At 68.5% G+C, this 21992-nt stretch carries 15 protein-coding genes; 13 read left to right on the top strand and 2 right to left on the bottom strand.

The window, feature by feature from the left end; genetic code table 11:
* The first annotated feature begins 3 nt into the window (after nucleotides 1–3).
* The gene (locus tag ACTJI8_RS16000; protein ID WP_440734408.1) at nucleotides 4–1278 is read left to right on the top strand and encodes a DUF6986 family protein; all 1275 of its coding nucleotides are present in this window, start codon (nucleotides 4–6) and stop codon (nucleotides 1276–1278) included.
* On the top strand, nucleotides 1275–2096 hold the full coding sequence (locus ACTJI8_RS15995) for a bifunctional allantoicase/(S)-ureidoglycine aminohydrolase (protein WP_440734407.1): 822 nt from the start codon (nucleotides 1275–1277) through the stop codon (nucleotides 2094–2096). The genes ACTJI8_RS16000 and ACTJI8_RS15995 overlap by 4 nt, the downstream gene beginning before the upstream one ends.
* Nucleotides 2097–2434: 338 nt before the next feature.
* Here ACTJI8_RS15995 and ACTJI8_RS15990 read toward each other — a convergent pair whose 3' ends face one another.
* Nucleotides 2435–3739, bottom strand: a complete 1305-nt coding sequence (locus tag ACTJI8_RS15990; protein WP_440734406.1) for an MFS transporter — start codon at nucleotides 3737–3739, stop codon at nucleotides 2435–2437.
* A gap of 358 nt (nucleotides 3740–4097) precedes the next feature.
* Between ACTJI8_RS15990 and ACTJI8_RS15985 the strand changes: the two genes are divergently transcribed.
* The 8 genes from ACTJI8_RS15985 (at nucleotide 4098) to allB (ending at nucleotide 13989) form a co-directional block, all read left to right on the top strand.
* A complete protein-coding gene (locus tag ACTJI8_RS15985) occupies nucleotides 4098–4898 on the top strand; it encodes a hydroxypyruvate isomerase family protein (protein WP_440734405.1) in 801 nt (266 codons plus the stop codon).
* Nucleotides 4899–4929: 31 nt separating this feature from the next.
* Nucleotides 4930–5808 carry a 2-hydroxy-3-oxopropionate reductase gene (locus ACTJI8_RS15980; RefSeq protein WP_440734404.1) on the top strand — a complete coding sequence of 293 codons (879 nt, stop codon included), beginning with the start codon at nucleotides 4930–4932 and terminating at the stop codon, nucleotides 5806–5808.
* A gap of 114 nt (nucleotides 5809–5922) precedes the next feature.
* The gene (gene gcl / locus ACTJI8_RS15975; protein ID WP_440734403.1) at nucleotides 5923–7710 is read left to right on the top strand and encodes a glyoxylate carboligase; all 1788 of its coding nucleotides are present in this window, start codon (nucleotides 5923–5925) and stop codon (nucleotides 7708–7710) included.
* 63 nt (nucleotides 7711–7773) lie between these two features.
* The gene (locus ACTJI8_RS15970; protein WP_440734402.1) at nucleotides 7774–8922 is read left to right on the top strand and encodes a glycerate kinase; all 1149 of its coding nucleotides are present in this window, start codon (nucleotides 7774–7776) and stop codon (nucleotides 8920–8922) included.
* Nucleotides 8923–9048: 126 nt separating this feature from the next.
* Nucleotides 9049–10062, top strand: coding sequence for a LacI family DNA-binding transcriptional regulator (locus tag ACTJI8_RS15965; RefSeq protein ID WP_440734401.1), 1014 nt, complete (start codon nucleotides 9049–9051; stop codon nucleotides 10060–10062).
* A gap of 176 nt (nucleotides 10063–10238) precedes the next feature.
* Nucleotides 10239–11768, top strand: coding sequence for an NCS1 family nucleobase:cation symporter-1 (locus tag ACTJI8_RS15960; RefSeq protein WP_440734400.1), 1530 nt, complete (start codon nucleotides 10239–10241; stop codon nucleotides 11766–11768).
* Between the two features lie 18 nt (nucleotides 11769–11786).
* Nucleotides 11787–12512: an aspartate/glutamate racemase family protein gene (locus ACTJI8_RS15955; RefSeq protein ID WP_440734399.1), complete on the top strand. Its 726-nt coding sequence runs from the start codon at nucleotides 11787–11789 to the stop codon at nucleotides 12510–12512.
* Nucleotides 12513–12600: 88 nt separating this feature from the next.
* On the top strand, nucleotides 12601–13989 hold the full coding sequence (gene allB, locus ACTJI8_RS15950; protein ID WP_440734398.1) for an allantoinase AllB: 1389 nt from the start codon (nucleotides 12601–12603) through the stop codon (nucleotides 13987–13989).
* Between the two features lie 276 nt (nucleotides 13990–14265).
* Here the strand turns inward: allB and ACTJI8_RS15945 are convergent, their stop codons facing one another.
* Complete coding sequence (locus ACTJI8_RS15945; protein ID WP_440734397.1) at nucleotides 14266–15924, bottom strand: NCS1 family nucleobase:cation symporter-1; 1659 nt, start codon at nucleotides 15922–15924, stop codon at nucleotides 14266–14268.
* 266 nt (nucleotides 15925–16190) lie between these two features.
* Here ACTJI8_RS15945 and ACTJI8_RS15940 point away from each other — a divergent pair, with 266 nt between their 5' ends.
* From ACTJI8_RS15940 to ACTJI8_RS15930, 3 genes are all read left to right on the top strand, one after another.
* Entirely contained in the window at nucleotides 16191–18413 is a 2223-nt protein-coding gene (locus ACTJI8_RS15940; RefSeq protein WP_440734396.1) for an ATP-dependent Clp protease ATP-binding subunit, read from the top strand.
* Nucleotides 18414–18703: 290 nt separating this feature from the next.
* Nucleotides 18704–20197, top strand: coding sequence for a nucleobase:cation symporter-2 family protein (locus tag ACTJI8_RS15935; protein ID WP_440734395.1), 1494 nt, complete (start codon nucleotides 18704–18706; stop codon nucleotides 20195–20197).
* A 301-nt stretch (nucleotides 20198–20498) separates the two neighbouring features.
* On the top strand, nucleotides 20499–21866 hold the full coding sequence (locus tag ACTJI8_RS15930) for an 8-oxoguanine deaminase (RefSeq protein ID WP_440734394.1): 1368 nt from the start codon (nucleotides 20499–20501) through the stop codon (nucleotides 21864–21866).
* The last annotated feature ends 126 nt before the right edge of the window (nucleotides 21867–21992 follow it).

The raw sequence follows: 21992 nt of genomic DNA, 5'->3' as shown, positions 1-21992 counted from the left end.
CTTTTGTCCGCAGGCACCCTGGGCGAGGCCGACCTCGCCGACATCGACGCCCGCCTCTCCGGCACCGACACGCTGCTGAAGACCGAGTACCCCGGCGATGACGGATCCCGCCAGCCCGTGCACACCCTGTACGTGCCCGCCGACCGGTTCCGGCTCGACCTGCCGGCGCAGTTCGGCCAGACGGCCGCACTGGCCGTGGCGGACTTCGGCGGCACCGTGGCGCTTGCCCAGGCTGTCGGCCTCGGTGCGCTCGCCGACGAGCTCGCGCCTCTCGTGGACGCCAAGCTCGTCGCCGAGCCGATCGAGGACCTGCGCCTCGACTTCGAGGACGGCTATGGCGCTCGCGGTGACGACGAGGAGGACGCGGATGCGGTCCTCGCCGCCGAGCGGGTGGCTCAGGCCGTCGCCGCCGGCGTCGCGCCCCCGTTCATCGGGATCCGGTTCAAGTGCTTCGAGGCGCCCACGCGCCGGCGCGGGATCCGCACGCTCGACCTCTTCCTGTCGACGCTGGCCGCGAACGGTCCGCTGCCGGACGGCCTGGTGCTGACGCTGCCCAAGGTCACCACGGTCGAGCAGGTCGAGGCGATGGTCTCGCTGTGCGAGCGGTTCGAGGAGCGCCTCGGGCTGCCCGCGGGCCGGCTGCGCTTCGAGGTGCAGATGGAGACGCCGCAGCTCATCGTCGCCGCGGACGGATCCGTTCCGGTCGCGACGCTCCTGCACCGCGCCGACGGCCGCGTCTCCGCGCTGCACTACGGCACCTACGACTACAGCGCCTCGCTGCAGATCGCCGCGGCCTACCAGTCCATGGAGCACCCCGCCGCCGACTTCGCCAAGCAGGTCATGCAGGTGGCGGTCGCCGAGACGGGCGTGCGGATCTCGGACGGATCCACGAACGTGATCCCCGTCGGCGATCCGGACCACGTCATCGAGGCGTGGAAGCTGCACGCCCGCCTGGTGCGGCGCTCGCTCGAGCGCGGCTATTACCAGGGCTGGGACCTGCACGCCGCCCAGCTGCCCACTCGGTACCTCGCGACCTACGCGTTCTACCGCGAGGGTTTCGCCGCGGCTGCCAAGCGCCTGGACAACTACCTGCACGGCAGCGACGCCACGATCATGGACGAGCCGGCGACGGCCCGCGCCCTGGCACGGTTCGTCGTGCGCGGCCTGGAGTGCGGCGCGCTCACGGCCGACGAGGTCCGCTCCGCGACCGGATCCGAGCCCGCAGAGCTGGTCCGCCTCGCACACCCGAAACTCGCAACCAAGGAGGCCGTCTCTTGAGCACCCGCACCTACTACACGCCCGCCGGCGGGCTGCCCCCGCAGACCGACCTGCTCACCGACCGCGCGGTCGTCAAGCTCGCCTACACCTTCATCCCGAAGGGCGTGATGCGCGACATCGTCACCAGCAGCCTGCCCGGGTTCTCGAACACGCGGGCATGGATCATCGCGCGTCCCACGCCGAGCTCCGCGCAGACGTTCTCGCAGCTCATCGTCGAGATCGCGCCCGGGGGAGAGGCGGCCAAGCCCGAGCCGGAGGCCGGAGTGGAGAGCGTGCTCTTCGTGACGACTGGCGAGCTCACCCTCACGCTCGAGGGCGAGCGGCACGTGCTCGAGGCGGGCGGCTACGCCTTCATCACGCCGGGCGCGCAGTGGTCGCTCGCGAACGAGGGATCCGAGATCACCAGCTTCCACTGGATCCGCAAGGCCTACGAGTACCTCGAGGGCGTCGACGCTCCGGCGTCCTTCGTCACGAGCGACAACGACATCGAGCCCGTCTCGATGCCGGACACCGACGATGTCTGGGCCACCACCCGCTTCTCCGACGCGAGCGACATGGCGCACGACATGCAGGTCAACATCGTGACCTTCAAGCCGGGCGGATCCATCCCGTTCGCCGAGACGCACATCATGGAGCACGGCCTGTTCGTGCTGCAGGGCAAGGCCGTCTACCGGCTCAACGACGACTGGGTGGAGTGCGAGGCTGGCGACTACATGCTGCTGCGCGCGTTCTGCCCGCAGGCCTGCTACGCCGGCGGCCCCGAGGACTTCCGCTACCTGCTGTACAAGGACATGAACCGTCAGATCCGCCTGACCTGACGACCTGATCCCGTGTCGAACGCCGCGCACCCCTCGGGTGGGCGGCGTTCGGCGTCCGTGTGGCGTTTCGACGCCCACGGCGTCGGCAGGAGATGGAAATCGCTGCTCCCTCCAGTGCGGGAGCAGCGAAATCCATCTCTCCGAGCGGAGCTCGTAGGGAAGGAGATGGAAAACGTCGCTGAGCGTGTGCGGCGGGCGACGTCTTCCATCTCCGGACGGGGATCTGCCGACAGGGACGCGAGGGGATCCGGGTCGTCGATCCGGGGCGAGGCCGGGCTCCCATCCACAGCGAACGGGGCCCGCCGGATCGGCGAGCCCCGTTCGGGAGAGAGCGACAGTCAGGCCTTCAGGCCGGCGGCCTTGGCGGCCGCGGCCTCCTCGGCTGTCGGGATCTGCTCGATCCGGCCGAGCACCACGGTGAAGAAGAAGACGCCGATCACCAGCATGACGCCGGCGACGATGAACGCCACGGCGAAGCTGCCGGTGAACTGCACGATGAATCCGGTGACGATCGGGGCGGTCGTGCCGATGAGATTGTTCACCGTGTTCATGACCGCTCCGGTCGATCCGACCGCACCCTCGGGAGCGATCAGGGCGGGCAGGGAATTGGTGACGCTGAAGGCGATGGTGATGCCGGTCGTGCCCAGTGTGATCCAGATCAACGACCAGACCAGGTCGTGAGTGAAAGCGGTCCCGACGATCGTGATCGCGAGTAGCATGCCGCCGATGATGAACGCGCGCCGGACGATGGTGCTGGACTTGCCGTTCCTGATCAGACGATCCAACCAGAACCCAGGCAGCAGGTACTGGATGACCACGGCGAACAGCCAGGGGATCGCTGTAACCAGACCGGACTTGGCGACGTCCATGTGCATCTCGGCCTGCAGGAAGCCCGGAAGCCAGGTCAGCAGCATCCACTGCACGTATCCCGCGCAACCGAGGCCCAGCGACATACCCCACACCTTGCGCTGGCGCAGGATGTAGCCGAGGTTGGCAAGCGGGTTCGGCTTCGGGGCGTCCTCGTGCTGCGCGCCTCCGTCGAGGATGTGGTTCAACTCGGCATCGCTGAGCTTGCCCCTGCGGTTCATCTCCTTCGGGTCGCGGTACCGGAAGAAGAAGACGACCATGTAGATGAGGCTGAGCACCCCGATCGTGATGAATGCCCCGCGCCATCCGAAGAAGGCGACCGCGGCGCCGACGAGCGGGAAGCCGATCACGTTGGACAGGCGCTGGCCGCTGTCGAAGATCACCGTGGCCATGCCGCGTTCGGTGCGGGGGAACCAATAGCTGGTGACCTTCATCGCGCCGGGGAAGATCGGCGCCTCGGCGAAACCGAGGATCAATCGGGCGATGAGCAGCAGGCCCATGCCGCTGATCATGGCGGTGAGGAAGCAGGAGACGGCCCAGAGGAACGTCGCGGCTCGCATCACCCACTTGATGCCGATCTTGTCCAGCAGCATGCCCATGGGGATCTGCATGAGGGCGTAGGACCAGCCGAAGCTGCCCAGGATGATGCCGATCTGGCCCTCGGTCATACCGAATTCCGCCCGCATGTGGCCTTCGGCGACGGACATCGAACTGCGGTCGATGTAGTTGATCAGCACGGCGAAGAACAGCAGGATCCCGATGGACCAGCGCACCATGCCGACCTTCCTTGGCCGGGGGACGATCAGTCCCGTTCGAGGAATGGTGCCTGCGCCGTCGGAAGAAGGCGTGGTGGGACCGGATGAGGAAGACATGGCGTGGAGACCTCTCTTGCTCGACGTCGAGCTGAGTCTGGACGCACCATCGATCGATGGGCGCACTGGGACTCTAACTTCGGGGAAGAGATTTCGCAATGAAAGATACAGACTCCACATTGTGGAATTATGAGAGAGCGCGGTGATCAGAGGTCTCCCGTTGACACCGTCGAGCTCGCGGCCTAAACTTTCATCAATCAAGATTTTATTTCCACAATTCGGAAATAGCCCGAAACCCGAGACAGACATCAAGGACGATCTCATGAGCTACACCGTCAACGCCTCGATCCTGCTGACCGAGCTGCCGATCCTGGAGCGCCCGGCCGCCGCGAAGGCCGCCGGCTTCGACGCCGTGGAGTACTGGTGGCCGTTCTCCGTCGCCGTTCCCGCGCAGGACGAGGTCGACGCGTTCGTCACCGCGATCCAGGACGCCGGCGTGAAGCTGACGGGTCTGAACTTCTTCGCGGGCGACATGCCGGGCGGCGACCGCGGCCTGGTGTCGTGGGTGGGTCGTGAGGACGAGTTCGCCGCGAACATCGACGTCGTCGTCGAGATCGGCCGCCGCCTCGGCACTAAGGCCTTCAACGCCCTGTACGGCAACCGCCTCGAGAGCGTCGACCCGAAGGCGCAGGACGATCTCGCCGTGAAGAACCTCGCCGCCGCCGGCCGTGCGGTCGCCGAGCTGGGCGGCATCGTCCTGCTCGAGCCGGTCTCGGGCATGGAGACCTACCCGCTGAAGACCGCCGCCGACGCGCTCGCCATCATCGCGCGCGTGAAGGACGAGGAGGGTGTGGACAACGTCCGTCTCCTCGCCGACTTCTACCACCTCGCCGTCAACGGCGACGACGTCGCAGCCGTGATCGCCGGGTACGCCGCCGAGTTCGGCCACATCCAGATCGCCGACGCCCCCGGCCGCGGCGAGCCCGGCACCGGCGAGCTGCCGCTCGCGCAGTGGATCGCCGACGCTCAGGCCGGCGGCTACGACGGCGTCATCGGCCTCGAGTACAAGGCCACCCAGGCGGATCCCTTCGCCTGGATCACCACCGCGGCCGCCCAGGCCTGACCCACCAGATTTCCCGCGAAGGAGCGAAGACATGACCCGCATCGCATTCATCGGCCTCGGCATCATGGGCCTGCCCATGGCCAAGAACCTCGTCACCGCCGGCTACGACGTCACGGGCTACAACCGCAGCCAGGAGGCGATCGACAAGCTCGTCGCCGCCGGCGGCACGGGTGCCACAGGCATCGCTGACGCTGTGAAGGACGCCGACGTCATCATCACGATGGTCCCGGACTCCCCGGACGTGGCCGGTGTCGTGCAGGGCCCGGACGGGGTCTTCGCGAACGCGAAGGCCGGCGCGCTCTGGATTGACAACTCCTCGATCCGCCCCGACGTGGCCAAGGAGCTCGCCGAGGAGGCGGTCGCCGCCGGCCTCGGCGTCGTCGACGCCCCCGTCTCCGGCGGCGAGCAGGGTGCGATCGACGCGGTCCTCTCGATCATGGTCGGCGGATCCCCGGATGACTTCGCCAAGGCCGAACCGGTCCTGAACGCGATCGGCAAGACCATCGTGCACGTCGGTCCCGCCGGTGCCGGCCAGACCGTGAAGGCCGCCAACCAGCTCATCGTCGCCGTCAACATCCAGGCGCTCGCCGAGGCGGTCACGTTCCTCGAGGCGTTCGGCGTCGACACGGACGCCGCACTCAAGGTCCTCGGCGGGGGACTCGCCGGATCCAAGGTCCTCGACCAGAAGGGCCAGAAGATGCTGAACCGCGACTTCGCGCCCGGCTTCCGCCTCGCCCTCCACAACAAGGATCTGGGCATCGTCACCTTCGCGGCACGCTCGGTCGGGGTCACCGTCCCGCTCGGCGCCGCAGTCGCACAGCTCGTGAACGCGCTCGTCGCCCGCGGCGACGGGGGCCTGGACCACTCGGGCCTGTTCAAGCTCACTACCGAGCTCTCCGGCCGCGACTGAACACGGCGCCGCCGGTCGCTGAGCCTGTCGAAGCGCCCGGCCCGCGATCCGGGCCCTTCGACAGGCTCAGGGACCGGATCCCTCTTTCGATACTTCTCCCCTAAGGAAACTCCCATGACCCGCATGCGTGCAGTCGACGCGATCGTCCAGATCCTGATCAAGGAAGGCGCGGACGAGGCGTTCGGCCTCCCCGGCGCCGCCATCAACCCCCTCTACTCCGCGATCCGCGCCAACGGCGGCATCCGGCACACCCTCGCCCGCCACGTCGAGGGCGCGAGCCACATGGCCGACGGCTACAGCCGCACCGGCGACGGCCGCATCGGCGTGTGCCTGGGCACCTCCGGCCCCGCCGGCACCGACATGATCACGGGCCTCTACGCCGCGATCGCCGACTCCATCCCGATGCTCTGCATCACCGGTCAGGCGCCGGTGGCGAAGCTCGACAAGGAGGACTTCCAGGCCGTCGACATCGCGTCGATCGCGAAGCCCGTCACGAAGTTCGCCAAGACCGTCCTCGAGGGCGCGCAGGTGCCCGGCGTCTTCCAGTCGGCGTTCCAGATCATGCGCTCCGGCCGCCCCGGCCCGGTGCTGATCGATCTGCCGTTCGACGTGCAGATGACCGAGATCGAGTTCGACATCGACACCTACGAGCCGCTGCCCGTGGCCAAGCCCGTTGCGACCCGCGCGCAGGCCGAGAAGGTGCTCGACCTGCTCGTGGCAGCGAAGCACCCGGCGATCATCGCCGGCGGCGGCATCGTGAACTCGGGCGCCTCGGACAAGCTCGTCGAGCTCGCCGAGACCCTGGGCGTGCCCGTGTTCCCGACCCTGATGGGCTGGGGAGTGCTCCCCGACGACCACCCGCTCGCCGCGGGCCTGGTCGGCATCCAGACCTCGCAGCGCTACGGCAACGCGAGCTTCCTGGAGAGCGACTTCGTGCTGGGCATCGGAAACCGCTGGGCCAACCGTCACACCGGCGGGCTGGACACGTACCGCAAGGGCCGCACGTTCGTCCACGTCGACATCGAGCCCACCCAGATCGGCCGCGTGTTCGCACCCGACTACGGCGTGGTCTCCGACGCCGGCGCGTTCATCGACGCGCTGCTCGAGGTCGCCCGCGAGCGCGTCGCCGAGCTGCCCGACTACAACGGCTGGGCCCAGGAGTGCCGCGACCGCAAGGCGCGCCTGCAGCGCAAGACGAACTTCGACAACGTGCCGATGAAGCCGCACCGCGTCTACCAGGAGATGCTGACCGCGTTCGACCGTGACACCACGTTCGTCACCACGATCGGCCTGTCGCAGATCGCCGGCGCGCAGCTGCTGCACGTCTACGGTCCGCGCAAGTGGATCAACGCCGGCCAGGCCGGCCCGCTGGGCTGGACCGGTCCTGCGGCCCTCGGTGTGGTGCGTGGCAAGCCTGGTGAGCAGGTCGTCGCGCTCTCGGGCGACTACGACTTCCAGTTCATGATCGAGGAGCTCGCCGTGGGCGCGCAGCACAAGCTGCCGTACATCCACGTCGTGGTGAACAACAGTTACCTGGGCCTGATCCGTCAGTCGCAGCGCGGCTTCGAGATGGACTACGAGGTGTCGCTCGCGTTCGACAACGTGAACACCCCGCAGGACTCCTCCTCGATCGCCACCGGCTACGGCGTGGACCACGTCAAGGTCGCCGAGGGCCTGGGCGCCAAGGCGCTGCGCGTCGAGCGCCCCGAGGACCTCGCCGCGGGCTTCGCCGAGGCGCAGCGTCTGCGCGACGAGTTCCAGGTGCCGGTGGTGGTCGAGGTGATCCTCGAGCGCGTCACCAACATCGCCATGGGTGCGGATCTCGACACCATGAACGAGTTCGAGGATCTCGCGACGTCGCCCGCCGACGCCCCCGAGGCCATCTACGCCCTGCTCGACTGAGCAGCCGTCCGCCGACCCGTAGCCTGTAGGCGAAGCCGACGAGCCGGAAGTAGAAAGGCCACCATGCGCATCCTGATCGCCTCGGACAAGTTCAAGGGCTCCGCCACCGGACCCGAGGTCGCGGCCGCACTCGCGGCCGGGATCACCGCGACCGCGCCGGGGACCGCCATCGACGCGGTCCCCGTCGCGGACGGTGGAGAGGGTACGGTCGACGCCGCCCTCGCCGCCGGGTTCGAGGCGGTCACCGCGACGGTGACGGGGCCCACGGGGCAGCCCGTCGAGGCGCGCTTCGGCGTGCGGGGGGAGCAGGCCATCATCGAGATGGCCGCCGCGAGCGGGCTGGACCAGCTGCCCGGCGGCGTCAAGGACGCCCTTGGCGCCACCAGCCGCGGGACCGGAGAGCTGATCGCGGCGGCGCTGGACCACGGCGCGACCAGCATCGTGCTCGGCATCGGCGGCAGCGCCAACACCGACGGCGGTGCAGGGATGCTGCAGGCGCTCGGCGTCTCGCTGCGGGATGCCGAGGGGCAGGAGCTGCCGGGGGGCGGCGGGGCGCTCGCGCGCATCGCCGCGGTGGACGTGTCGGATCTGGATCCGCGTCTCGCAGCCACCGAGATCGTGCTCGCGAGCGACGTGGACAACCCGCTCCTCGGGGAGCGAGGCGCGCCGGCCGTGTTCGGCCCGCAGAAGGGGGCGAGCCCCCAGGACGTGACCGAGCTGGACGCGGCCCTCGCCCGCTACGCCGCGCTGCTCGAGCAGCAGCCCGGAGTCCGCGCCGCCACGACACTGCCCGGAGCGGGCGGCGCCGGCGGGGTGGGCTATGCCGCCCTGGCCGCACTCGGTGCCCGGCGCGAGCCCGGCGTGGAGGTCGTGCAGCGCCTCACCGGCCTCGCCGAGGCCCTCGGCAGCGGCGATTCCAGGGCCGACCTCGTCATCACCGGCGAGGGCAGCCTCGACGACCAGAGCCTGGGCGGCAAGACCCCGCTCGGCGTGGCCGCGGCCGCGCGTGCGGCGGGCATCCCCGTCATCGCCGTGTGCGGGCGCTCCACGCTGAGCGCCGAGGCGGCCAGGTCGGCGGGATTCGAGCGCGTGTACGCACTCAGCGAGCTCGAGCCGGATCCGGCCCGCAGCATGGCCGAGGCCACAGCTCTCCTCACGGAGGTGGGCCGCCGCATCGGCGCCGACGTCGGCGAGCTCGTGCCGCAGCGCTGAGCGCCCCCCGTCATCGCCGGGATCGGCCGTCGTGACAGCGACCGCCGCCGTCGCCGCCGCGTAGGATCGGAGGTCGGTGAACGATCCCGAGGATGTGGTGAACGGTCTCGCAGACGAGGTGGACACATGACGGAGCGCCCGCGTCTGCGTGACGTGGCCGCCCTGGCCGGTGTCTCGCCGACGACGGCCTCGCACGCGTTCAGCGGGCATCGCCCGGTATCGGCCGCGACGAAGGCCGCAGTGCTGAAGGCCGCGTTCGACCTCGGCTTCGTGATGGAGCGCGATGCGGGACAGCGCACTGTCGGGCTGCTGCTGCGCCCGCCCGAGGCCATCCGCGGGTTCGCGTCCGGCTCCGACGCCTTCACCTCCGTCGCCGGTGCGGTGCTGGTGGCTCTGCTGGGCGCCGGCTTCTCCGTCTCCTCCTTCCTCACACTCGACGACATCGGGGCTCAGGTCGGTCGGCTCGACGCCTTCGTGCTGCTGCACCCCCGCCGTGGGGACGAGGTGCTCCGTGCGCTCATCGAGCGGGACATCCCGACCGTGACGCTGGATCGGGATCCGGACGACGACGACTTCCCGTGGTGGATCAGCGCCGACCACGTCGTCAACGCGCGCATTCTCCTCGGTCACCTGCTGGAGCGGGGGGCGCAGCGCCCGGCGCTGATCGTCGGGTCGACGCAGAACACGTATCTGGAGTCGATCGCCGGCGTCTACGTCCAGGAGATGCGCGCGCGGGGGCTGCCCGTGCTGGTGAGGGAGCTGGAGCCGGTGCGTGGACAGCAGGGCGGAGCGGCGGCGGCCGAGTCGCTGCTGCGCACGCCGACACCGCCCGACGCATTCCTCACCTCATCGGACGTGTTCGCGGTGGGAGCGATCGAGGCGGTTCAGGCGCGCGGGCTTCGCGTTCCCGACGACGTGCTCGTCGCGAACATGATGGACAGCGTCATCGCCGAGCGTGCCGCGGTGCCGATCACGGCGATGAAGGCCAACATGCAGGTCTGGGCGTCGCAATTGACGCGGCTGCTGGAGCGCCGGCTGAACAGCGCCGCTCCGCTCACGTCGCATCTGCGCCTGGAGTTCGATCTGGTGGAACGTGCGTCGACACGGCGGCCGGGGTCAGGCGGCGAGTCGGCCCCGTGATCCCGCGCCGGTGGAGCGCCGACGGCGCCGCATGCGGGAGAGCCCGTCCAAATTATGCAAACGGTGTTGTCACCTCCCTGTCCGAGCGCGACGATATCTGCATCCGAAACGTTTATTCCGGATTGTGAAATCGAGTGTCGACGGCACTGTCGCCGTCGAGAGGGGTTCAAATCACAATGACGTCCAACGATTACGTCCACGTCCCGAGTCGGAGTTCCGAGGGGCTCGATGAGGCTCCCTCCGGCGTGTTCGCGGTGCAGGCGGGAATCAGTCCGCGCCTGTACAACCGGGACCTCGCTCCCACCAACCGCCAGAGCCGCCACTGGAGCGCGTACAGCATCTTCACCCTCTGGGCGAACGACGTGCACAGCCTGGGCAACTACGCATTCGCGATCGGATTGTTCACCCTCGGCCTCTCCGGCGGGCAGATCCTGGGCGCGCTCGGCTTCGGCGCGTTGTTCCTCTTCCTGCTGCTGACCTTCTCCGGATTCATGGGCGAGAAGACCGGCGTGCCGTTCCCGGTGATGAGCCGGGTCGCCTTCGGCATCCACGGCGCGCAGATCCCCGGACTGCTCCGCGGCGGCGTCGCGATCGCCTGGTTCGGCATCCAGACCTACCTCGCCTCCCAGGTGCTGCAGGTCGTGCTGATCGCGATCGCCCCGAGCCTCACGAACCTGCAGAGCGGGTCCTTCCTCGGGCTGTCGGCGCTCGGCTGGATCACGTTCGTCGCGCTGTGGATCATCCAGGTGATCATCGTCAGCTACGGCATGGAGATGATCCGCAAGTACGAGGCCTTCGCAGGCCCGATCATCCTCGCCACCTTCGTGATCCTCGCGGTCTGGGTTCTCGTGCAATCCGGATTCCAGGTCGACTGGGCGCCGACGAAGTCCGCCGGAGGCGCCGACAGCTGGCTGCAGATGCTGGGCGCCGCGTCCCTGTGGGTCTCGATCTACGGCACGTTCGTGCTGAACTTCTGCGACTTCACCCGCGGCGCCAAGTCGCGCAAGGCGATCGTGAAGGGCAACTTCTGGGGCATCCCGATCAACATGCTGTTCTTCGGCGTCATCGTCGTCATCCTCACCGGTGGCAGCTTCAAGATCAACGGCAGGCTCATCACCTCGCCCTCCGAGATCGTCTCCGCCATCCCGAACACGTTCCTGCTGGTACTCGCCTCGCTGGCGCTGATCGCCCTGACCATCGCGGTCAACCTGATGGCGAACTTCGTGGCTCCCACTTATGCGTTGAACAACCTGTTCCCGCGGCATCTGAACTTCCGCCGCGCCGCGCTGATCTCGGCCGTGATCGGGATCGTGATCACCCCCTGGAACATGTACAACTCCCCGGTCGTGATCGGCGTCTTCCTCGGCGGCCTCGGAGCGCTGCTCGGCCCGCTGTTCGGCATCATCATGGTCGACTACTGGCTGATCAAGAAGCAGCGGGTCAACGTGCCCCAGCTCTACTCGGAGTCCCCGATGGGCGAGTACGCGTACACCAAGGGCTTCAACCCGCGCGCCGTGATCGCCCTGATCATCGCCGGCGCGCTGTCGCTGCTGTTCACGTTCCTGCCGGTCTTCCACGCCATCAGCGACTTCTCCTGGTTCGTCGCCGCCGGATCCGCCGCGATCATCTACGCGATCATCGCCGACCGGCGCGGCCCGTTCCACGATGTCGACGGCACCGCGCTCGCGGTGGACGTCACCCACTGAGCGCGGAGGAGGAACACCATGCGCATTCTCATAGCGAACGTCAACACCACCGAGGCGATGACCGATGCCATCGCCGAGGCGGCACGCTCCGCCGCGTCGCCGGGCACGGAGATCATCGGTCTGACGCCGGACTTCGGCGCCGAGAGCTGCGAGGGCAACTTCGAGAGCTACCTCGCCGCGATCGCGGTCATGGACAAGGTCGTCCGCTATGAGGGCGAGTACGACGCCGTCATCCAGGCCGGCTACGGCGAGCACGGCCGCGAAGGCCTGCAGGAGCTGCTCACCGTGCCCGTCGTCGACATCACCGAGGCTGCCGCGTCCACCGCGATGTACCTCGGGCGGTCGTACTCCGTGGTGACGACCCTGGACCGGACGGTGCCGCTCATCGAGGACCGGCTGATCCTCGCCGGACTGCACGACCGGTGCGCCTCGGTGCGCTCCTCGGGTCTCGGCGTGCTGGAGCTCGAGTCGGATCCGGAGCGCGCGGTCGAGGCGATCGCCGCCGAGGCGCAGAAGGCGGTCGAGGTCGACCGCGCCGAGGTCATCGTCCTCGGCTGCGGCGGCATGGCCGAGCTCAAGGAACGCGTCGTCGAGTTGTGCGGCGTGCCGGTCGTGGACGGTGTGCAGGCCGCCGTCCAGGTCGCCGAGAGCCTGGTGCGCCTGGGGCTCACCACTTCAAAGGTCCGCACCTATGCCCCGCCCCGACCGAAGCGCGTCACCGGTTTCCCGGCGACCGCGCGCTGATTCCGGAGCACAATCGAATCACCCCACACCCACCCGTCAACCACCTCACAACGCCGGCGACGTCGCCGGCAGAAGGGAATCCGCGGACATGTCCCAGGAGACCGAAGAACACGCCTCGCTCGACCCGACCGGTGAGCACTACGATCTGGTGATCCGCGGCGAGCGGGTGCTCACCAGCTCCGGGATCCGGCCCCGTGAGGTCGGCGTCCGCGACGGCGTCATCATCGCGATGCAGCCGCTCGGCAACGCGCTCCGGGGCGACGAGATCATCGAGCTCGCCGACGACGAGACCCTGATCCCGGGGCTGGTCGACACGCACGTGCACGTGAACGAGCCCGGCCGCACGGAATGGGAGGGCTTCTCCTCGGCCACCAAGGCCGCCGCGGCCGGCGGCGTCACCACGATCCTCGACATGCCGCTGAACAGCATCCCGCCGACGATCGACGTGGAGGCGCTGGACATCAAGCGCGACGTCGCCCGCAATCAGGTGCACGTCGACGTGGGCTTCTGGGGCGGCGCCGTGCCGGGCAACATCGACAAGCTGCGGGGCCTGCACGACGCGGGCGCATTCGGGTTCAAGTGCTTCCTGCTGCACAGCGGCGTGGACGAGTTCCCGCCGCTGGACCCCGATCAGCTCGAGGAGGACATGCGCGAGCTCGCCACGTTCGACTCGGTCATGATCGTGCACGCCGAGGACTCCCGCGCGATCGACCGCGCGCCCAAGCCCGACGGCGATGACTACGCCAAGTTCCTCGCCTCGCGCCCCCGCGGTGCGGAGAACCTCGCGATCGCCGAGGTCATCGAGCGCGCCCGCTGGACCGGCGCCCGCGCGCACATCCTGCACCTGTCCTCCTCGGACGCGCTGCCGATGCTGCGCTCGGCTAAGCACGACGGCATCAAGCTCACGGTCGAGACCTGCCCGCACTACCTCACGCTCACCGCGGAGGAGATCCCGCTCGGCGCGACCGCGTTCAAGTGCTGCCCCCCGATCCGCGAGGCCGGCAACCGCGAACTGCTCTGGCAGGGCCTGGAGGACGGCACGATCGACTTCATCGTGTCCGACCACTCGCCCTCGACCCTCGACCTCAAGGACCTCGAGAACGGCGACTTCGCCGTGGCCTGGGGCGGCGTCGCGTCGCTGCAGCTCGGGCTGTCGCTGATCTGGACCGAGGCGCGTCAGCGCGGCCTGTCGCTGGAGACGGTGGTGGGCTGGATGAGCGAGAAGCCGGCGCAGTTCGCCGGTCTCACGGGCAAGGGGCGGATCGCGCCCGGCTACGACGCGGACTTCTCGATCTTCGCGGCCGACGACGCCTACGTGGTGGACGTGACCAAGCTGCACCACAAGAACCCGCTCACCCCGTACAACGGCAAGGCGCTCGCCGGCCGGGTGCGCAAGACCTACCTGCACGGCGAGGAGATCGACTTCGCCACTCCGCGCGGCCGCCTGCTGCGCCGCGGCATGGCCGAGGTCGGCTGACACCCACTGTCTCGGAGTCGTCCCCGTGAGCGCGAGCCATAGGTCGCGCTCACGGGGACGACTCGGAAGTGGGAGGCGCTTCGAAGCTCGTCGACGGTGTGCGGACAACGGCGTCCCTCATCGTCGGCGGATCCTGGTGATCCTGAACGGCGGATGCCGGCCCGATTCTGTATCGGGCCGGCATTTTCGCGTGCTCCGAGGTCTTGTCCCGCGAGACTCGAGTTGTCGCACCCGACCGGGCGGGGCGCCGCAATGCGGCTCAGACGCGCGCCGTCTTCACAGCTTCTCCTGCAGAACCGGGATCTCCTGCGAGATCGCGGCCGGTTCCGACGCGGGCGTCGCGGCTGCGCCGTCGATCGTGCCGTCCGAGATACCCTCGGCCTCGCCCTCGAACACGGGCACCTGCGGGTCGCGCTTCTCGAGCAGCACGAAGGAGAAGTATCCGAGCGCGCAGCCGATGAACCAGGTGTAGTTCCCGATCCACGCCACGTCGAAGGCGCCGAGGTCGGCGAACAGCTTGGGGAACACGCCCAGGATCACGGTGGGTATACCGGCGATCAGGATCGCCTTCACGCCGTTGGGGTTGTAGCCGTTGCGGTACCAGTACGGACCCTTCGCGTCCATCGTGTACATCGCGTCGACCTTGATCCGCTGGTGAGCGGCCACGTAGTAGCCGGCGATGAGGATGCCGAACAGGGGGCCGATCAGTGCGCCGAGCACGCCGAGCGTGTAGTGGATGGCGGTGTCGTTGGAGTACCAGTTCCACGGCGTGAGGATCACCGATCCGACGGCGGCGATCATGCCGCCCATCCGCCAGGAGATGCGGTGCGGAGCGACATTGGAGAAGTCGAAGGCGGGGGAGATGAAGTTCGCGACGATGTTGATGCCCACCGTGGCGATCACGAAGGTGAGCCCGCCGAGCAGGATCGCGAAGACGCTGTCGATCTTCTCGACGGTCTTGATCGGGTCCGTGATGAGCTCGCCGAACACCGGCACGGTGGCCGAGGCGGTGATCACGACCAGCAGCGAGAAGAACAAGAAGTTGATCGGAAGACCGAGGAAGTTGCCGCGCTTGACGGCGGCGAACGAGCGGCCGTACCGCGCGAAGTCGCCGAAGTTCAGCATCGGGCCGGAGAAGTACGACACCACGATCGCGATCGCGGTGGCCATGACCGGCAGCGAAGACCAGAAGTCCAGCGGCTTGCCGGCCGAGAGGTCGAAGCTGATGTGGACCCATCCCGCCTGCGAGACCAGGTAGATCGCAAGGACGATCATCACGACGTACACCGCGGGCCCGGCGTAGTCGATGAAGCGCCGGATGACTTCCATGCCGCGCCAGAACAGCGCCGCCTGAGCAACCCAGAGGATCGCATACGAGATCCAGCCCAGTGCCGACAGGCCGAGGAACGAGTGATTCACCAGGTCGTGGGTGCCCGGCACGAACTTCAGCAGCACGATGTTCAACGACTCGGCGGCGAGGAAGGTCTGCACCCCGTACCAGGCGATCGCGATGAGACCGCGGATGATGGCGGGGATATTCGCGCCCCGGATCCCGAAGATGGCGCGGTTGATCACGGGGTAGGGCACGCCGGTCTTCTGGCTGGGCTTGGCGACGAGGTTGGCGAACACCTGGACGATGACGATGCCTGCGACGAGCGCCACCAGCACCTGCCAGCTGGCGAGGCCGAGCGCGAACAGCGAGCCGGCCGTGAGGTAGCCGCCTACCGAGTGCACGTCGGACATCCAGAACGCGAAGATGTTGTACGCGCTCCAGCCCTGCTTGCGCAGAGGCGCGAGATCCTCGTTGGCAAGACGGAGGTCGTACTCGGGCTTCATATTGCCTGCTCCGACCGGAAGGCCGGCCGCCTCGACGATGTCGTGCGGTTTGGTCTCGGGGGCGGCAGAGCTCGCGGAAGGGGGAGGGGGAGGAGTCATCTCGGGGTGCCTTTCGGGAAGGTCCGCCGAGTCCGTCGGCGCCGCGGGTGATGCAGGGATCGCGCCTTCGAGACCTTGAGATGAAGCTATTGATGCGCTCTCCGTCACGGGTTTCCTCCGTGTAACGGCGACGTTAAGTTCGCCCGCCCGGTCTCTTGCCCGGGAACGTTCGATCCGGTAAAGTTGAGTCTTATCAACTCAACTTTCAAGGGGCGGATCCGATCCGGCCCTTGCGCCTCACATGCAAGGAGAACCCAGGAGGACGAATGGCCACCCCTCAGACGGCACAGCAGGACGAGCAGCAGTCGGCGCTCGAGCAGTTCGGCATCAACCTCACCGATCGCGCCCGCCAGGGCAAGCTCGATCCGGTGATCGGACGCGATGCGGAGATCCGCCGCGTGAGCCAGGTGCTCACCCGCCGCACCAAGAACAACCCGGTGCTGATCGGCGAGCCCGGCGTCGGCAAGACCGCCGTCGTGGAGGGCCTCGCGCAGCGCATCGTCGCCGGTGACGTGGCCGAGTCGCTCAAGGACAAGGAGCTGGTGTCGCTGGACATCTCGGCGCTCGTCGCCGGCGCCATGTACCGCGGCCAGTTCGAGGAGCGCCTGAAGAGCGTGCTCAAGGAGATCACCGAGTCCGACGGCCGCGTCATCACGTTCATCGACGAGCTGCACGTGCTCATGGGCGCAGGCGGGGGAGAGGGATCCGTCGCCGCCTCCAACATGCTCAAGCCCATGCTCGCCCGCGGTGAGCTGCGCCTCATCGGCGCGACCACGCTCAACGAGTACCGCGAGTTCATCGAGAAGGATGCGGCGCTCGAGCGCCGGTTCCAGCAGGTCTACGTGGGAGAGCCCTCGGTCGAGGACTCCATCGCGATCCTGCGCGGGCTCAAGGGCCGCTACGAGGCGCACCACGGGGTGACCATCAGCGACTCCGCGCTGGTCGCCGCGGCAGCGCTGTCGAACCGCTACCTGCCGAGCCGGCAGCTGCCGGACAAGGCCATCGACCTCATCGACGAGGCCATGAGCCGGCTCAAGATGGAGATCGACTCGAGCCCTGTCGAGATCGACCAGCTCAAGAGGTCGGTCGACCGGATGCGGCTCGAAGAGCTCGCGCTGAAGAAGGAGAAGGATGCGGCCTCGAAGGAGCGCCTCGCGAAGCTCCGGGAGCAGATGGGCGAGGCAGAGGCCGAGCTCGCCGGCCTCGAGGCCCGCTGGGAGCGCGAGCGCGGCGGCCTGAACCGGGTGGGCGAGCTCAAGAAGCGCCTCGACGAGGCGTTCACCGAGCGCGACAGGGCGCTGCGCGACGCCGACTACGTGAAGGCGTCGAAGCTCGAGTACGAGACGATCAAGCAACTGCAGGCCGAGCTCGCCGAGGCCGAGCGCCAGGCGGACGCCGTGAGCGACGAGCCGCGCATGGTCAACGAGCAGGTCACCGACGAGGACATCGCGGCCGTGATCGCAGCCTGGACGGGCATCCCCGTGGGCCGGCTGCTGCAGGGCGAGAGCGAGAAGCTCCTGCACCTGGAGCGCGAACTCGGCCGTCGCCTCATCGGGCAGAAGGAGGCGGTGGCCGCCGTCTCCGACGCGGTGCGCCGTTCGCGCGCCGGGATCAGCGACCCCGGTCGTCCCACCGGATCCTTCCTGTTCGTCGGCCCCACCGGCGTCGGCAAGACCGAGCTGGCCAAGGCGCTCGCCGAGTTCCTCTTCGACGACGAGCACGCCATGGTGCGCATCGACATGTCCGAGTACGGCGAGAAGCACTCGGTCTCCCGGCTCGTCGGCGCCCCTCCCGGGTACATCGGCTACGAGCAGGGCGGTCAGCTCACCGAGGCCGTGCGGCGGCGCCCGTACAGCGTGGTGCTGCTGGACGAGGTCGAGAAGGCGCACCCCGAGGTGTTCGACGTGCTGCTGCAGGTCATGGACGACGGACGCCTCACCGACGGCCAGGGCCGCACGGTCGACTTCTCGAACGTCATCCTGATCCTCACCAGCAACATCGGATCCCCGATCCTGATCGACCCGACGCTCTCGCCCGACGAGAAGCGCGAGGCCGTGATGGCGCTCGTGCGGCAGGCGTTCAAGCCCGAGTTCATCAACCGTCTCGACGACATCGTGATGTTCCAGGCTCTCACCGAGGACGACCTCGCCCAGATCGTGGAGCTCACGATCGACCAGCTGCAGCGCCGCCTCGCCGACCGCCGGCTGACGCTCGCCGTCACCCCGGATGCGCGCGCCTGGCTGGCCGAGCGCGGCTACGACCCGGTGTTCGGAGCCCGGCCGCTGCGGCGACTGATCCAGAACGAGGTGCAGAACCGGCTGGCGTCGGCGCTGCTCTCCGGCCGCGTGCACGACGGCGACATCGTGCGGGTGGATGTCGCCGCCGATGGATCCTCGCTGGTCCTCACCAGCGATGGCCCCACCGCGCCGCGCGAGGCGGACGCCGGCTCGGATGACGAGACGATCGAGGCCGAGCTGCTCGACGACTGACACGCGGCGCCGTCACGCCAGGGGCCCGGATCTTCCTGATCCGGGCCCCTTTTCCGCGCTTGCACGGCGGCGATCGGGCGGAGCATATATCCGCATTACGGAAAGTACCATCCGAGATTCGGAAAAAAGTCTTGACTCTCGACGAGTGCTCCCGTTAGCCTGAGGGGGTCTCCAGAGCTGGAGATGCACCTGGACCAACAGCATCCGCCCCGCTCGCGAGGCGGACGAGACCATTCGTCGTCGAACCGCCACAGCGTGGCGTTGCGGACGGCCGGCGCTCAGCTCACCCGGTGCCTGCACCCGACGAAGAGGTCGAATTGACTACCAAGCAGAAGAAGGAGTTCGTCCGCCCCGAGGACGAGCGACTGCCGATCGGCGCGACCATCGGCTACGGCATCCAGCACGTGCTCACGATGTACGGCGGCATCATCGCCCCGCCGCTCATCATCGGGCAGATCGCGGGCCTCAAGCCGGCTGACATCGGCGTGCTCATCGCCGCGTGCCTGTTCATGGGCGGACTCGCCACGATCCTGCAGACGGTCGGCGTGCCGTTCTTCGGATCGCAGCTCCCGCTCGTGCAGGGCGTCTCGTTCGCCGGCGTCGCCACGATGGGGGCGATCGTCACGAGCGGCGGCGGGCTGCCGGCGGTGTTCGGATCCGTGATCGCCGCGTCGGTGATCGGTCTGCTCATCGCCCCGGTGTTCGCCACCATCATCCGGTTCTTCCCGCCCGTCGTGACCGGAACGGTGATCACCACCATCGGACTCAGCCTCCTGCCCGTGGCGGCCGGCTGGATCGTCGGCACCGGTGAAGGCTCCAACGCGGCGAAGGGCGCCCTGCCCGGGAACCTCATGCTCGCCGGCATCACGCTCGTGATCGTGCTGATCCTCAGCAAGATCCCGGTGGGCGCGATCTCGCGTCTGGCGATCCTGCTGTCGATCGTGCTCGGCACCATCGTCGCGGTCTTCCTCGGCAAGGCCGACTTCAGCAAGGTCGGGCAGGGCGACATCTTCGCCCTTCCGCAGATCTTCGGATTCGGCATGCCGACGTTCGAGCTCGCCGGCATCATCTCGATGTTCATCGTGATCCTGGTGACGCTGACGGAGACCACCGCCGACATCCTCGCCGTGAGCGAGATCGTGGGCACCAAGGTCGACTCCAAGCGCATCGCCGCCGGCCTGCGCGCCGACATGCTCTCCAGCGCCGTCTCGCCGATCTTCGGCACGTTCACGCAGTCCGCGTTCGCGCAGAACGTCGGCCTGGTCGCGATCACGGGCGTGAAGAGCCGCTTCGTGGTCACCGCCGGCGGTGGCGTGCTCGTCATCCTGGGCCTGCTGCCCGTGCTCGGCCGTGTCGTCGGCGCCATCCCGTCGCCGGTCCTCGGCGGTGCCGGCCTGGTGCTGTTCGGATCCGTGGCCGCATCGGGCATCCGCACGCTCGCCAAGGTCGAGTACAAGGACAACATGAACCTCGTGATCGTCGCCACGTCGCTCGCGGTGGGCATGCTCCCGATCGCCGTGCCGTCGATCTACGCGCAGATGCCGGCCTGGTTCGTGACGATCTTCCACTCCGGAATCAGCTCGGCCGCGGTGACGGCGATCCTGCTGAACCTGCTGTTCAACCACCTCGGCAGCGCCAAGCGCAAGAACGCCTTCGTGTCGGCTCCGACCCGCAGCATCCCGGTCGCGTACCTGGACGCCTTCGAGGACGGGGACTCGATCGTCGACGGCAAGATCGTCGACCGGGACGGCAACGAGGTCGCGGTCGAGCGTCCCTCGCACTGACCCCGGACCCGCGAGACTGCAACTGAGTCTCGAAACTGCAGCACAATCCTGCAGTTTCGAGACGGGGTTGCAGTCTCGCGGGTTCCGTCGGCCGGGACAGACGGGGCCCCGAGATCCACAGTCCGAATAGTGGAAATCAGGATCCAGGATCCGGAAAAGCATTGACCTCGACATCGGAGCAGTGATAGATCTGAAGTGTCTCCCTCATCGGGGACGCACCTGGATCAGCAGACAGGTCAACACTGAGCTGGCCCCCGCGGGGCCGGATCCGGCTCCGCCTCATCCACAGGGAGTCTGCTCAATGTCCGAATCCACTCGCACCGTCTGGCTGAAGAACCCGCTCGCGATCCACACCGGCGACACCGCCGACGCCCGCGGCGGCCTGGTGGTCGCCGGTTCCACGATCCTCGAGGCGGTGCCCGCCGGCGGATCCCCGTCGCGGCCGGTCGACGAGGTCTACGACGCCTCGCGGCACGTGATCATCCCCGGCCTGATCAACACGCACCACCACTTCTACCAGACCCTCACCCGTGCCTGGACGCCCGTGGTCAGCGCCGAGCTGTTCCCCTGGCTGAAGGGTCTGTACGGCGTCTGGGCGGGGCTCACCCCGCGCGACCTCGAGCTCGCGACCACCGCGGCGCTCGCCGAGCTGCTGCTCTCGGGCTGCACCACCGCCGCCGACCACCACTACCTCTTCCCGAACGGGCTCGAGGAGGGCATCGACGTGCAGGTCGATGTCGTGAAGCGCCTCGGCATGCGCGCCACGCTGACCCGCGGATCCATGTCGCTGGGCGAGAAGGACGGAGGGCTGCCGCCGCAGAGCACCGTGCAGGACGCCGACGTCATCCTCGCCGACAGCGAGCGCCTCGTCGATGCCTACCACGAGCGCGGCGTCGGCGCCTTCGTGCAGATCGGTCTCGCACCATGCTCTCCGTTCTCGGTCACCACGGGCGTGATGCGCGACACCGCCGCCCTCGCCGAGCGCCTCGACGTCCGCCTGCACACCCACCTCGCCGAGACCATCGACGAGGAGGACTTCTGCCGCGAGACCTTCGGGCTGCGCACGGTCGATTACCTCGAGAGCGTCGGCTGGCTCTCCGACCGCACCTGGCTCGCCCACGGCATCCACTTCGACGACGCCGAGATCGCGCGCCTGGGCGCGGCCGGCACCGCCGTCTCGCACTGCGCCACCTCGAACATGCGGCTCGCCTCGGGCATCGCACGGGCGGTCGAGCTCGAGGCGGCGGGCGTGCCGGTCGGCCTGGGCGTGGACGGATCCGCGTCGAACGACGGCTCCAACATGATGATGGAGGTGCGCCAGGCCCTGTACCTGCAGCGCCTGCGCTACGGCGCCGCCGCCGTCACGCCCGAACACGCCCTGAACTGGGCGACGCAGGGCTCGGCGCGTGCCCTCGGCCGCAACGACATCGGCATTCTGGCGCCGGGCAAGCAGGCGGATCTGGCGATGTTCACCCTCGACGAGCTGCGCTTCTCGGGCAGCCACGACCCGCTCGCCGCCCTGCTGCTGTGCGGCGCCGAGCGCGCCGACCGGGTCATGGTGGGCGGCGCCTGGCGCGTGCTCGACGGGCAGATCGTCGGCCTGGACGTGCCGCAGCTCATCGCCGAGCACAGCGCCGCGGCCCGCCAGCTGCTCGCCCGGCACGGCTGAGGCCCGGGCCGCCGCGCCCCGGGCCGCTGACCCCCTCGCTCACTGGTCGCATATTGCGGTTTCGCGAGCTCGAATACCGCAATTCGCGACCAGTGAGCAGATCCGGGCCGGGCGCGGATCCGGGCC

It is taken from the genome of Microbacterium sp. 22303, from assembly GCF_052045265.1.
GTDB lineage: Bacteria > Actinomycetota > Actinomycetes > Actinomycetales > Microbacteriaceae > Microbacterium.
Note: the sequence above shows the minus strand (reverse complement) of the source record. Positions and strands in the feature narration are given on the sequence as shown.